General features: G+C 51.3%; 16 protein-coding genes. 10 read left to right on the plus strand and 6 right to left on the minus strand.

The features are described 5' to 3' along the window. Positions 1 to 249: 249 nt before the first annotated feature. The 7 genes from ET464_RS18955 to ET464_RS18985 all read left to right on the plus strand — a co-directional run bounded on the left by ET464_RS18955 (position 250) and on the right by ET464_RS18985 (position 6,040). Entirely contained in the window at positions 250 to 690 is a 441-nt protein-coding gene (locus ET464_RS18955; protein ID WP_129443631.1) for a hypothetical protein, read from the plus strand. A 40-nt stretch (positions 691 to 730) separates the two neighbouring features. Next, positions 731 to 1,414 carry a CpsD/CapB family tyrosine-protein kinase gene (locus tag ET464_RS18960; RefSeq protein ID WP_129443633.1) on the plus strand — a complete coding sequence of 228 codons (684 nt, stop codon included), beginning with the start codon at positions 731 to 733 and terminating at the stop codon, positions 1,412 to 1,414. Between the two features lie 34 nt (positions 1,415 to 1,448). After that, positions 1,449 to 2,819, plus strand: a complete 1,371-nt coding sequence (locus ET464_RS18965; protein WP_244226784.1) for a sugar phosphate nucleotidyltransferase — start codon at positions 1,449 to 1,451, stop codon at positions 2,817 to 2,819. A 36-nt stretch (positions 2,820 to 2,855) separates the two neighbouring features. After that, positions 2,856 to 3,815 (plus strand): LCP family glycopolymer transferase, encoded by a 960-nt coding sequence (locus ET464_RS18970; protein WP_129443637.1) that lies wholly within the window; start codon positions 2,856 to 2,858, stop codon positions 3,813 to 3,815. A 196-nt stretch (positions 3,816 to 4,011) separates the two neighbouring features. Continuing rightward, positions 4,012 to 4,260, plus strand: coding sequence for a hypothetical protein (locus tag ET464_RS18975; RefSeq protein ID WP_129443639.1), 249 nt, complete (start codon positions 4,012 to 4,014; stop codon positions 4,258 to 4,260). Between the two features lie 78 nt (positions 4,261 to 4,338). Then, on the plus strand, positions 4,339 to 5,256 hold the full coding sequence (locus tag ET464_RS18980) for an ABC transporter ATP-binding protein (RefSeq protein ID WP_129443641.1): 918 nt from the start codon (positions 4,339 to 4,341) through the stop codon (positions 5,254 to 5,256). Next, on the plus strand, positions 5,249 to 6,040 hold the full coding sequence (locus tag ET464_RS18985) for an ABC transporter permease (RefSeq protein ID WP_129443643.1): 792 nt from the start codon (positions 5,249 to 5,251) through the stop codon (positions 6,038 to 6,040). Before ET464_RS18980 ends, ET464_RS18985 begins: the two co-directional genes overlap by 8 nt. 188 nt (positions 6,041 to 6,228) lie before the next feature. On the opposite strand, the gene ET464_RS18990 is transcribed toward ET464_RS18985, so the two are convergent. Beyond that, entirely contained in the window at positions 6,229 to 6,744 is a 516-nt protein-coding gene (locus ET464_RS18990; RefSeq protein WP_129443645.1) for a bactofilin family protein, read from the minus strand. 24 nt (positions 6,745 to 6,768) lie between these two features. Further along, positions 6,769 to 7,749: a M23 family metallopeptidase gene (locus ET464_RS18995; protein ID WP_129443647.1), complete on the minus strand. Its 981-nt coding sequence runs from the start codon at positions 7,747 to 7,749 to the stop codon at positions 6,769 to 6,771. Between the two features lie 172 nt (positions 7,750 to 7,921). Between ET464_RS18995 and cls the strand changes: the two genes are divergently transcribed. Beyond that, positions 7,922 to 9,373 (plus strand): cardiolipin synthase, encoded by a 1,452-nt coding sequence (gene cls / locus ET464_RS19000; RefSeq protein WP_165280059.1) that lies wholly within the window; start codon positions 7,922 to 7,924, stop codon positions 9,371 to 9,373. Between the two features lie 11 nt (positions 9,374 to 9,384). On the opposite strand, the gene ligD is transcribed toward cls, so the two are convergent. The 3 genes from ligD to ku are packed head-to-tail and all read right to left on the minus strand — an operon-like array spanning position 9,385 to position 12,214. Continuing rightward, complete coding sequence (gene ligD / locus ET464_RS19005; RefSeq protein WP_129443651.1) at positions 9,385 to 10,293, minus strand: non-homologous end-joining DNA ligase; 909 nt, start codon at positions 10,291 to 10,293, stop codon at positions 9,385 to 9,387. Further along, positions 10,290 to 11,315: an ATP-dependent DNA ligase gene (locus ET464_RS19010; protein ID WP_129443653.1), complete on the minus strand. Its 1,026-nt coding sequence runs from the start codon at positions 11,313 to 11,315 to the stop codon at positions 10,290 to 10,292. Before ET464_RS19010 ends, ligD begins: the two co-directional genes overlap by 4 nt. Continuing rightward, positions 11,315 to 12,214 carry a non-homologous end joining protein Ku gene (ku, locus tag ET464_RS19015; RefSeq protein WP_129443655.1) on the minus strand — a complete coding sequence of 300 codons (900 nt, stop codon included), beginning with the start codon at positions 12,212 to 12,214 and terminating at the stop codon, positions 11,315 to 11,317. The genes ET464_RS19010 and ku overlap by 1 nt, the downstream gene beginning before the upstream one ends. A gap of 116 nt (positions 12,215 to 12,330) precedes the next feature. On the opposite strand from ku, the gene ET464_RS19020 reads away from it, so the two are divergent. Both ET464_RS19020 and ET464_RS19025 read left to right on the plus strand, forming a co-directional pair. After that, complete coding sequence (locus ET464_RS19020) at positions 12,331 to 12,510, plus strand: hypothetical protein (RefSeq protein WP_129443657.1); 180 nt, start codon at positions 12,331 to 12,333, stop codon at positions 12,508 to 12,510. Positions 12,511 to 12,542: 32 nt separating this feature from the next. Beyond that, on the plus strand, positions 12,543 to 12,728 hold the full coding sequence (locus ET464_RS19025) for an H-type small acid-soluble spore protein (protein ID WP_129443659.1): 186 nt from the start codon (positions 12,543 to 12,545) through the stop codon (positions 12,726 to 12,728). Positions 12,729 to 12,827: 99 nt separating this feature from the next. Here ET464_RS19025 and ET464_RS19030 read toward each other — a convergent pair whose 3' ends face one another. Further along, the gene (locus tag ET464_RS19030; protein ID WP_208543869.1) at positions 12,828 to 13,175 is read right to left on the minus strand and encodes a dehydrogenase; all 348 of its coding nucleotides are present in this window, start codon (positions 13,173 to 13,175) and stop codon (positions 12,828 to 12,830) included. Positions 13,176 to 13,328: the final 153 nt, after the last annotated feature.

Raw genomic sequence — 13,328 nt, forward strand, 5'->3', positions numbered from 1 at the left:
CGTTTCGCTACACCTATATTAATACGGAAATATAACATTTGCATTTATTGAAACAAAACGTCGCAAATTTTCACTCATTTTATTCTTTTTTCTTGACATGTTACATATTGTATCTTAAAGTGGGAAATGTGCATGATACATTTTGTATCTAATGATTAGCGTATCCGAATGAAATGAAATTATACCTGGCGCGGGAAGAAAACCCGCATCAGCCCGGCCCAGTGGCGGCCGGCTTAGAGAGAAGGCGATATGGTGGATATAGTCCGTTCCCGGGCGTTCACCCGTTTGAAATTCAGCTATGGCCTGAAAGCCGAGCTTAGGCTGGCGGACGATCAAGGCATTTTATTAACAGATGCGTCTGCTGCCGTCATCGTGATGCATATGAATCCGGACGGGCTTGGATTTCTGTCCGGCCTGCGTCTGCCTGTGCATCGCGGTTATTTGGTTGATCTCCGTTTTTCTATAGGCGGCGTTTTACTTCAAGTGTGGGGGAAGCTGACGTCGAGAAAGACGGCTGACAACCAGTACGAATACATGATGGACTTTCATCCCCCTTATAAGCTGCGTCCTCTTCTCGTTCGAATTTTGAATCAAGAGCTGCTGCGTCAAAACCCGGCTGATTACAAGATTCATAGCATTTATCGAAGGCTGAACGAATATCGTATGAGAACGGATCAAAAGGCGGACTAGCAGCGAACTTATCATTTTACGGGAAGGTGATCGGGACAATATGCCTCGACAAATGAGTGACAGAAAGCTTATTACTTATTATAATCCGGAATCTCCTATCGCCGAGACGTACCGTACGCTCCGGACGAATATTCAATTTTCCTCTATTGATAACCCTTTACGGACTTTAATCGTAACCTCCCCCAATTCCGGAGACGGCAAAACGACTACTGTCGCTAATCTGGCTGTCACTTATGCGCAGGAAGGCAAACGTGTCCTTATCGTAGATACCGATTTACGCAAACCGTCTTTGCATCAGCTGCTGTCTCTGTCTAATTTAACCGGCCTGACCAATGTGCTTATGAATGAAACGGAATGGCAGCAAGCGGTGCAGGAAACGAGCGTAAGCGGGCTATTCTTGTTAAGCTGCGGCCCTACGCCTCCGAATCCTTCCGAAATTTTAAATTCCAGAAAAATGCAGCAGCTCATTGATGAGCTAAAAGAGCAATACGACATCATCTTATTTGATACGCCTCCCGCATTAATTATTAGCGACAGCCTCATCATTGCCTCCAAATGCGACGGCGTTATTCTTGTCGTGAGCGGCGGCGTTACGAAACGCCAGCACGCCGAGAAGGTTTGTGCGAGCCTCGCCCATGTGAATGCCAGAATGCTAGGCGTTGTGCTGAACAATAAAAACAAGCGCGAACGGAAAAAAGAGTACGCAGTCTATTTCCGAAAATAGCTGCAGGGAAAAGGTGAGTTTGGCTTTGAAAATTATGATGATGGCTGGCGGCAATGATCAGCATTTATGGCCGCTTGCAAACAGCTTGCGTGCGGATCAATTTGTTCCATTGCTGGAGAGGCCGGACGGAGGGAAAGAATCAATCGTGCAGCGGATATGGCGCCAGCTGGAAGCTGCCGACCTGCAGGATTATGCCCATGTATGCACAACTTTGGAGCAGGCCGAGCTGCTGCAGAAACAGCTGGGGCAGCTGACGCCGGTTGTCTTGGAGCCTGTGCAGCGTGGCACCTATTGGGCGGCCGCGCTTGCTGCGGCTTATTTTCATTCCATTGCCTGCTTGTCCATGAACGAAACCATTATTGTGCTGCCGGCTAATATTGGGGTGCAGCAAAGCTTCTATGATTGTATTCGCAGCTTGCCCAAGCTGTTGAAAGACAGCGGCAACGAGCTTATGCTGATCGGCATTAGAGCGGAAGAGCCTGCTGCGGAACGGGCGCTCATATTGACGGACAGCAGAGGGGACGAGGCTGATTTTTATTCCAAGGTGCTTTCGTTTAACGGCCAGCCTTCCATAAAAGAAGGGGAGCGTCTGGCGGCAGAAGGCGCTTATTGGCATAGCGGGGCGTTTGCGTTCCGGCTTGGTTTTATGATTGAACGGCTGCTGGAAGAAGGGTTGTCCGCCCATTACGGGGAGCTGTTCAGGCAATATGAGGCTTTAAGCAGCAGAAGTTTCGCGACGCTTGTCCAGGATACGAGAACTGGGCTGGTGGAATATGCAGGCCAGTGGACGGAGCTGCAAGACTGGCAAAGCCTTCGCCCATTCCTGCATCATGATCTGGTCGTAATGGAGCAGGCAGCGGGCCGTGAACAACCTTCCTGCCTGTTCAATGAGCTGGATTTGCCGATTGTTGTAGAGGGGTTCTCCAACATTATGGTGGCAGCAAGCCGGGATGGCATTCGTATAACCAATTTGGACGGCGGAGAACGGGGCCAGAACGGTTATCCGAAGGCTGAGGAAGACCGCATCCGCCTTCCTTTGCCTATGACGGAGGAGAAACGCTGGGGCAGAGCGGAAGTGCTGGGCCATTCCAGCTATGCGGACGGGCATCAAGTTTCGGTAAGGCGGCTAAGGATGGATAAGGGCAAAAACCTTGATTACGAAATTCATTTAAACCGAAGCGAATATTGGATGATTACGGCTGGCGAAGCAGAGCTGCTGATTGATGAGAGGCCGTCGACTGTAAAAACAGGCGATACCGTCATCATCCCGCCCCGTACAAGACACAGCCTGAAAGCATTAACCGATCTGGAATGGGTCGAGCTTCAGATGGGAGATCTATTCTCTGGCAATGATGCCATCGTTATTTCGTCCACTTGGGATGAACTTGGGTTAAGCAGCAGCTAAGCGGCTGGAGATGTGACAAATGCAGGAGGAATACATATGAGCAGATGGCTCAAAAGGGCATTGATCGGCACGGGGATCGGCGTAGGGGTAGTGGCGATTGGCGTATTTATTTATGCCTGGTATTTATATGGCTCGATCAAGGATACGGCTAAAGCGGTTTATGAGCCTATTCCTTCACAAGAGCCTTATATCAGCAAAGATCCAGACGTCCAGCCGCGGGGCGGAGATCATGTCTCCAATATTACGGACCAGCATCCGTTTTCGGTTGCAATTTTAGGCGTGGACCAGCGTGAGCATGATGTTGGCCGTTCAGACAGTATTATCGTTCTTGCTGTAAATCCGGTTAAAAATTCAATTCTAATGTTCAATATTCCGCGCGATACGCGTACGGAAATTGTAGGGCACGGAACCGTCGACAAAATCAATCATGCTTATGCATTTGGCGGCGTGGAAATGTCGAAACAAACGATTGAAAATTTTCTCGACTATCCCATCGATTATTACATCAAAATCAATATGGAAGGTTTTGCGAAATTGATTGATTTAATGGGCGGCGTAGAAGTGCAAAACCCGTTTTCCTTTGATTATGGCGGCCGGACGTTCGAGAAAGGACCGCTGAAGCTGAACGGCAACGATACATTGCTGTATTCGCGTATGCGGTATGACGACCCGCGCGGCGATTTTGGGCGAAATACCAGGCAGCGGGATGTACTGGTTCAAGTGATGAAGGAGTCCTTGTCGTTCACGAACGTTATGCAGGTGCAAACCTTGCTGAACCAGCTTGGCAGCAGTGTCAAAACCAATATAACCTTTGATGAGATGAAAACATTTATGGCCGATTATCGGACGGAGCTGAATCATATTGATACGGTTGAAGTCAGCGGGACAGGACAGACGATTAACGGAATTTGGTATTATATCGTATCCGATCAAGAGAAAACAAGAATCCATCAGCTGATGAAGGATCAGATGCAGCAAAGCACAGGCGGAGTGTAAGGAACAAAGGGTGGCCGGCGGGCTTGCATAAGCTGGACGGCCCCATTTTTTTTCGGCTTGCAGATGCAGCTGCGACGGCCGGCGACAAAATACGTGAAATGGATTGACAATATTCGATAATTCACGTAAATTAGATACATAACGTATCATATATCAAAAAAAGATACATTTAGTATATAGAGGCGGTGTGTAATCCATGAATGAATTTTATTGTGTAGGCTGCGGCAAAATGGTTCCCTTTGGCGGAGAAGGCGTTTTATTTAAAACCGGTTTTTACCGCCAGACGCAATCGCTGGGCTGCTGCGAGAAATGCCTGAAAGCGAAAGAGCGGCCGCAGCCGGAAGCCGGCGAGTCCGACCATCCGTTTAATCATCATCATGTGGCTTCTCTAGCGCCTGTCCGCAATATCCCGCTTGCTGCTCCGCAATATTTGATCGCATTATAAAAAAATTTACTTCTTATTAATTTCCTTTTGTTCCCTGTTTCTATTATAATGGTGCTTGTTAATGAGAGGGGACCCTAATTGAGTGAAGCAATAGTTCAATTGCGTGATGTGACCAAAAAGATTGGCTCCAGAACGATAATTGACCGTTTAACGCTGGATTTGCCTGCAGGAGAAGTGTTTGGTTTTCTTGGGCCTAACGGCGCGGGCAAAACGACGACGATCCGGATGATGGTTGGCTTAATGTCGCTAACATCCGGCGAAATTCAAATTGGCGGTTACAGCATTACGAATCAGTTTGAGAAAGCTATCCGTCAAGTAGGCGCAATTGTTGAGAATCCGGAGATGTACAAATATTTGACCGGATATCAAAATCTGGTCCATTATGCGCGTATGGTGCCGGGAGTGGAGGACAGCCGAATCGGGGAAGTGGTAGAGCTCGTTGGGCTTAGCGCGCGCATACACGATAAAGTAAAAGGTTATTCCTTGGGCATGCGCCAGCGTTTAGGCGTAGCGCAAGCGCTGCTGCATAAACCGAGGCTGCTGATACTGGACGAGCCGACCAACGGTTTGGATCCGGCCGGAATACGCGAGCTTCGCGACTATTTGCGGCAGCTCGCGAGGGAAGAGGGCATCGCTATATTCGTATCAAGCCATTTGCTGGCCGAAATGGAGCTGATGTGCGACCGCGTCGCCATTATCCAAAACGGCAAATTGATCGACATCCGGAATTTGAAGCAGAACAGCGGGGAAGGCCAGGCGTCGATCGTGCATTTTGATGTGAGTGCTAATTCTGAAGCGGTTAACGTGCTGGCAGAAGCCGGCTTCCATCCAGTGCTGGACGGGGGCGTGGTGGCGGTAGAAGCGAATCGCGAAGCAACCGCAGAGCTGAATGCGCGGCTGGTTGCAGCCGGGATTAAAGTGTACGGCATCCGCCTGCACAGCAAATCGCTTGAGGAGCAATTCCTTGAGGTGACGGGGGGAGAAACGATTGCTTAACTTCTTTGAGCTCGTCATGAATGAGAATATGAAAACTTACCGCAGGCCAAGAGCATGGATCATGTCGGGCATATTGGCGCTGCTTGTTATCGTCATTACGGTTATGGCTTACAACGTCACGAACAGCCCGCCAAACGGATGGTATATGATTGGCATTGAGACGCAGGTGCTCATGATGCTCGTTACGATCTTTAGCGTTATTATCGCGGCAGGGAGCGTTGCGGACGAGTTTGCGACGGGTACGATCAAGCTGCTGCTTATCCGGCCGTGGAGCCGCTCCAAAATTTTATTGTCCAAATATATTTCGGTGCTCATGTTTGGCGTTCTGCAAGTGATTGTATTGTTTATCAGTACGCTTGCAGTCAATGCCCTGGTACTGGGCTTGCACAGTACGACAGTGCAGGAAGCGTTTGGTTCAGACAGCGGCAGCTCGCCGTTTGCGTATCTGGTTCAGTTTTTTGCGCTGAAGCTGGTGACGCTGTTTGTGACGCTGACGATTGCGTTTATGATTTCGACGATTTTCCGGAGCAGTGCGCTGGCTATCGGGCTGTCGATATTCCTTATTTTGCTGATGAACTCATTTGCTCCGCTGCTCGCGACGCTCAAATACAAGTGGGTTGATTATATTTTGTTTATCCATTTGGACCTTACGCAATATTTGGACGGTACGCCGCTGCGCGAAGGAATGGGGTATGGCTTCTCGCTGGCAGTGCTCGCAGTGTATTACATCATCTTTGTTGCATTGACCTGGCTTATATTTACGAAGCGGGACGTTGCATCCTAATCCGCGATAGTTGATGTTCGAAGAAGACTAACAGATCCATATGAAGAAGCCGTCTTGTAAAATGGATGTGCCGGGACTCCCCGTGATCGCGGGCAGGAGTCAGTCCCGTGCCAGACAGCCATTTCAAAGGACGGCTTCTTTTTGTCGCGCATTTCCGGCAAAACGGACAAACGGTCAACCAGCTGCTGTCAGCCCGCTTGGCGCGCTTTCTCGCGGGCCGCTTCCTTAGCGGCGGACAATGCGCTGCCGGACAGCTCTTTAGAGCTGCTGGCCGCTGTGCCTGCAGCAGCCGGTGTAACAGGGGGTGCGATAGGCGATGCAGCAGATTCCGTTTCGGCTAATGGGCGTGTATGTGTCTCTTGCGGAAATTCCATGCGGCAGTGGCCGTTAAGTATACCTCCGTCGTGGAGGATGAATGACCCGGCGGTGACATTGCCGTGAAGCTGGCCGTTTGAGGTAATGGTCAGCCTGCCTTTGGCGGCAACATCGCCGATGATCCGGCCTGCAACAATAAGGTCGGTAGCTGTAATGTTGGAGCGGGCTATTCCGGCTTCGCCAATGATGACGCTGCCCGCACATTCGATGTCTCCCCGGTATTCGCCTTCAATACGAAGATTGGCCTCGCACACCATTTTGCCTTCCACCCGGGTGCCTTGCCCGATTAACGTATCCGTACCTGCAGAACGCTTTAAGTCTTTGAACATCCGCCAGACGCCTCCTTCGACATATCAACTGGCCGGCCCGTTTAAATAAGGGAGCGGATCGACGGGAGTGTTTTTCTCCATAATTTGAAAATGAAGATGAGTGCCTGTGCTTCTTCCGCTTGATCCCATAAGGCCGATTTTTTCCCCGCGAACGACCGTATCGCCTTGCGTGGCTTCTATTTTCTCCAGATGCATATATTCGCTCTGCAGGCCGTTGCCGTGGTCAATAACGATGTAATTGCCTTCGGAACCGCCGCTTCCGGTCTCTGTAACGATGCCGTCGGCGGCGCTGAATACGGTATCTCCGGATTTGCCGGCAATGTCGATTCCGGCATGGAACTTGATGCTCCCGTTGATCGGGTCTTTTCGATAGCCAAAGCTGGACGTGAGCATATGTGATTTCGTAGGCCAGCTGGAAGGATAGGCATCTGCTGCTTGGCGTGTTTGTACAGCTTGCTGGAGTGTTTTTCCCATGATTTGCTCCATCTGGGAGAGCATTTGATTCATGTTTTGCAGATGTGCGCTTGTGCTGCCGGCTAAAGCTTCAGCTCCGTAAGGCGCATTCGTCCCTGCCGAACCGTCCTGTGCTGCGGACAGCCCATCCGGACTTGTTTCGTCATAAGCAGACAAGCCTGCCCGGTTCCCGTATTGGTTAATGAACTGTTTTAGCTTGTTTTCCAGCTCCTGCATATTGGCAACCTTCGTTTTCATTTCCTCCGCTTGGGCGGACAAAAGGGCAATTTGCTGCTGCAATGCCTGTATCGTTTCATCTTTGCCGGTAATGGCGTTGGCATAGCCGGCAGACTGGCTATCCAGTTCATCTTCTAGCGCCTGTGCTTCGTATGCCGCTTTTATTTGCAGCCCCGCAACGCAGCCCGAAACAGCAAGAATAGCCGCCGCAGGCGCTGCGACAACCGATTTTCTGGAAACGCGGAACTGTTTAACGGACTGCTCGGCGCCGCGTATGACCATAAACGACCATTTAGGCTTCCGTGCTCGCTTCAAAACGTCTCTCCTTCCGGCCGGGGAGATTTAAGAACGTTCTCAATGACATTTATTCTCGAATCCTATAAAACATGCCACAAAAAAGGAGAGATTGCTGTCAAATAGGGACGTATATCCTAGCTGCCGCGCGTGCAAACTAGTGGTTGGAACGCACAGGATAGAGGTGCAACAAGTGGAATTATGGCTGTTTATCGTTTGTTTGGCCTTGTTATTTTATATCGTTCAATTAGTTGTTATTTTGTTATCGGAACGGATGAATGCGAATAAAGCGGCTGCCTGGATATTTATTTCGATGATCCTTCCGGTGGCGGGATTCGCCGCTTATTGGATAGCGGAACGGGACTTCAAGAGGCATAAGCGGCTGCGGAGCCTGGAATTGAGCAGGCTGCAGGAAGCTAAAGCCATATCCGACTGCGTAAGCAGTGCCGGGGAGCTTAACAAGCAGTGGAGAAAGAGGGCAGCGGAAGGCGAACGGCTGATGGCGGCGTTGTCTGCGATTTCACAACGGGCTGTTACGCGGCGCAACCGGGTAGAAGTGCTCACTAACGGAGAATCGCTGTTTGCTTCCCTGCTGGCCAATTTGAAGCGGGCGGAGCATCATATCCATATGGACTACTATACGATCCGGAATGACGGGATCGGCTCGAAGGTGCTCGATGTGTTGACGGAACGGGCCGGGGCAGGCGTTGAAGTCCGTGTGTTATATGATGGGGTCGGAAGCTGGAAGCTGGGAGATGATTTTTTGATACGGCTGCAGGCGTCAGGAGGAAGAACTGCTTGTTTTTCCCCGCCGCGAAGCGCCATGGCTGCCAGGCAGCTCAATTACCGCAATCATAGCAAAATCGTGGTTATAGACGGCCGGATCGGTTATGTCGGCGGAATGAATATTGGCGACGAATATTTGGGTCGCAACCCGAAATTAGGTTTTTGGAGGGATACCCAGCTTCGGCTGGAAGGCGATTCGGTCTATTTTTTGCAGGAGCTGTTCATGAAGCATTGGGCTTATGCAGCTGGTGAAAGCCTGCCCTTTGACCAGTATACGGCGCCTCATTCAGACCCGAACCTTAGTGAAGACGGCGAGAATGTGCTTATTGTAGCAAGCGGACCGGACAGCCGCAAAGAGCCGATTATGGAAACGGTATTTGCCGCCGTTAATTCGGCGCGCAGCCGCATTTATATGACGACGCCTTATTTTATCCCGGATTCCGCTTTGATGACCGCGTTCATGAGTGCAGCCAGAGCCGGCGTCGACGTCCGGCTTATTATACCCGGGATTGCCGACACGCAGCTCGTGTTGTGGGGAACTTTATCTTATATGGAGCCGCTTCTTGCCGCAGGCGTCAAAGTGTACCGTTACGGCAAAGGGTTTATTCATGCCAAAGTGCTTATCATTGACGACCTGCTGGCTGCCGTCGGAACCGCTAATATGGATATGCGCAGCTTGCATAACAATTTTGAGCAAAATGCGATTTTATTTGACGAACGTACTTTGCAGCGGCTGGTTCATGATTTTCAGCAGGACTTGAAGGACAGCCGCCAAGTGGATCCGGACCGCTTTGCGAATCGCTCGCGGCTGGAAAAGGCGAAAGAAGCGTGCGGCCATCTGCTTTCGCCTTTGCTGTAGACCGCACCATGTTACGGGCGTTTGTTGATGAAGCTGATAATCGTCCCTACATTTTGCGGAGGCAGCGATCCGGCTAGCAGATCGCCTTTCTCAAGCAGGCGCTGTTCGATGTTCAGCAGATGAAATTGTTTAGGGGTGCAGCCCCGGCGCACTTCATCCCAAGTCAGCGGTGTAGATACTGGAGCGCCTTCCCGGGCGCGGGGCGTATAAGGAGCTGCAATGGATTTGCCGCGATAATGCTGGAGATAATCGACATAGATCAGGTCGCCGCGGTTTTTGACAAACCGTTCGACTGTAAACAGCCGCGGATGCGCTTTGGATAAATATTCGCCGATAAATTGCCCGGCGGCACGCAGCTGTTCGAACGTCAGCTGCCGGTTGAGCGGCACGATAATTTGCACGCCGGTGGCTCCGGATGTTTTGGGAATGGATTTGATGTGCAAAGATTCCAGCAGTTCGCCGACAATGGAAGCAGCTTCCATGATCCGGGGTTCTTCATCCCTGAACGGGTCCAGATCCAGCACCCACTCGGACGGATAATCCGGATTGTCGGTCTGCTCGAATGAAATATGGAATTCCAGAGAAGCCCGATTGCCAAGCCACATCAGCGCAGCCAGCGAATTTAAATGCACATAGTCGATGCCTTCGTTGGCCATAGTGTGAACGTAGTCCGGCCGGGGCTGCGGGCAGCTTTTCTGGTAAAATGATTTGCCGGTTATGCCGTCCGGATAACGGATGGTTGTCAAGTAGCGGTTCGCGCAGTGGCGGAGCAAATAGGGCGACAGGGCGGCAAGCTTTTGCACATACAGCAGCTTGGTGATGCCTTCTTTCGGCCAAAGCAGCTTATCGGGGTTGGATAATGCGATTTCGACGCCGCCGACAGCCAGCGTTGCTGTTGGCCGTTTTGCTGCTGCGCTCATAATGCGGCACCTGAAGAACCAAACGATACGAGCTTCGGATGGCGGAGCAGACCGTTGGAGGTTATTTCAAGCCCGGTAACCCGGCAGGGCATTGGAGCAGGCAGCCAAATGACCCGCTCGCCTTTTAACTCGGCGGGCAGGTTATCGAAGGGCATCGGCCATTGCTGTCCGCTGTCTGCCATTTGGGCGATTGCCCCATCCAGCGCTTGAAGCATGGCGCCGTTTAAGCCAAGCGAGACCGAGCCGGCAAACAGCCCGTCCAAACGCATGACCAGGCTGGCTGCACGCCCGTCCCGCTGTTTAATGCCGACAATATCCACATCGAGAATAACCGCTGTTTTTTTCTTTAGCCAATCGCGGTGTTTTTTGCCGCTCCGATAAATGCTTGTCCGCCTTTTGCTGACGACACCTTCCCAATGCTGTTCTTCTACCCAGTTCCATAATGCTTGCCCGTCTGCGTAACAAGCGGCAACGAACAGGCGGTTATCTGAAACAGGCGCTACCTTGCCCAGCAGCCGGCTGTACCGCTGCTCGAAAGGGAGGTCGCGCAGATCAGTCCCGCCGTCGAGCAATAAATCGAACAGCACATAACGGATACCCGGCGGGACCGGGGTGGTTTCCGCTTCAGGCGTAAGCGCAGCAGTCGGAGAATTGTTCCTGCCGGAGTTTGCATGATCAGGCCGGGTATCGTCATCTGGCTCTACCGGGCAGGCTGAATGGCTGCCGGAACCGCTCCTTTCCCGCTGCAGCACCTTCTGAAAGCTTGGCCGCTCGCCATCCCAATAAATAACTTCGCCGTCCAGCAGGCATGGGCCAAGCGCATCGAATTTATCCTTCAACAGCTGTTCCACTTCCGGATATACGCTGTTTTTCAGCAGCAGCTTGCGCGACCACAGCTTAATGGTTCCGGCTTCATCCAGCTGTGCAAGCATGCGCACGCCATCCCATTTTAATTGAAATGTCCATTCCTCTCCCGCAGGCAGGCACGGATCGGTAACAGGAGCCATCGGCTCGAATTCCATTAGGAAACGGTCTCCTTCTTCGGTTTTGTTGTGCGCGGCTTGCGGGGTTTCGGTGTTTTTGCCCCGTCGGCTGCTGCCTTCACTTTGTCCGCCGCACCGGTATCCAGTCCGCCGCCTGCAGGGGCAGGGGCTACTTTGGAAGTCTCGAGGCTGGCTTGCAGCGCAGCCATCAGGTCGATGACATTCGCCTGCTCCTGCTCCGGCGCTACCCGGATTTCCTCGCCGGCAATTTTGCTGTTTATCATCTCCATCAGATTGACCCGGTAATCGTCTGTATATTTGGTTGGCTCAAACGGCGTGGACAGCTGCTCAATCAGCAGTTTCGCCATCGTCAGCTCCTTGTCATTGACGTTTACCGCTTCCGGCAAACCGGGAACCTGGCTGACCGGACGGATTTCATCCGGGTAAAAAATCGTCTCCATTGCCAGGCAGTTGCCCATAACACGGATGGCAGCGAGGCTGCTCTTGGAGCGTATTGATATTTTGGCGATGCCGATTTTGCCGGATTCCAGCATAGCCTGCATAAGCAAATTATAAGCATTGCCCCCGGCTTGATCGGGCGACAAGTAATACGTTTTTTGAAAATAAATCGGGTCGATTTCCTTCAAATCCACAAAGTCGATAATTTGCAGCATACGCGATTTTTCGCCGGCCAGCTGCTCCAGCTCGTCCTTTTCAAACACAACAAACCGGCCTTTATCATATTCGTACCCTTTGACAATATCGTCCCATTCCGCTTCGGTGTCGCAGCTTGGGCATCGCTTCACATACGAAATCGGGCTCCCGCAAGGGCGGTGCAGCATACGAAGTGAAATATCCTTATCTTCCGTAGCGGAAAACATTTTGACCGGAACGTGCACAAGGCCGAAGCTGATAGCCCCTTTCCATACAGTATGCATGTTCATTCCTCCTCTGTATCAATTAGTACAAGGATTCCCCATATGCATGAGATTGAACCGTCCAGGGCATATTTTTAAGTGACCGGAAATCAACTTATTCAGGAGGTGGAGCTCGGGTGGAAGACAATAAAGAAACGAATCCGGAAGCATTGCCGGATACAAGGCATGAAGGACGCGAGCAATACTACATGGATATCGATCGAATGGTCAATGAAGGGCTGGGCGGAGGAACCGTCACTTTGCACAACGGCTTGATTGAAGAGTCGACAACCGACACGATGTTTGATAAAGAATAGAAGCGTTATTCAGGCCAAAAGAGGTGTAACTTGTGAACGTTGAACGCGCGAAACAAATTTATAATGCGAAGGAAACGATTAGCGTCAAGCTGGACGGCGATCCGGTCTGGATTGAGAAAGTGGATGCCGATAACGGCGTGGCTACCGTTCAAGTAGGCAATAATCCGGTGAATACGCGAACGGTATCCGTTTTTCAGCTTCAAGAAGAGGAATCATAACGAACAAAAGCATGTCCGGCGCTGCGCCCGGCATGCTTTTGTTCGTTACGGCCCTTGCGGCATGGCTCCGCTTTGGATTGGCCTATAAAGGCGCAGCTTTTAAGCGGCGCCGAACGCTTCCCGGAATGCCGCATTCAGCTTGACGGCATCTACATTCCAAAGCCTAGCGATTTCCTCGCTTACGTTTGTTTCCCACCAGTCCGCAAGCAGCTTCCGGTTGCTTTGATGCTCATGGATATAAAGCAGGTTTTCCGCTACCTTCTTAAAATAATACCGTTCCGCTTCTTCCATCTGTTTCGGCGCAACATATAGTTTCAGCCGTTTGGCTGTCCGGTACAGCTCATTGCTGCAGGCGCGGCGTATTTTGCGCGCGGTCGGATACCCTGCAGCTGTATTATGCTTGGGGCTGGGCGTATGAGAAGACAAGGCAGACCGACTCCTTTCCATCTGGATAATGTAAGTTATGCATCTGTCTCCGGCCGGGTCACTCGGCCGGCCGTTGGCCACGCAGCAAATAAGGGACTTCGGGATCCGCTTTTGCCAAACTGGAAGGAATGTCCGGCTCTGTGATAGAATACGTTGGAGAGATAGAATGAGGAG

This window comes from Paenibacillus protaetiae (genome assembly GCF_004135365.1).
Lineage (GTDB): Bacteria > Bacillota > Bacilli > Paenibacillales > Paenibacillaceae > Paenibacillus_AP > Paenibacillus_AP protaetiae.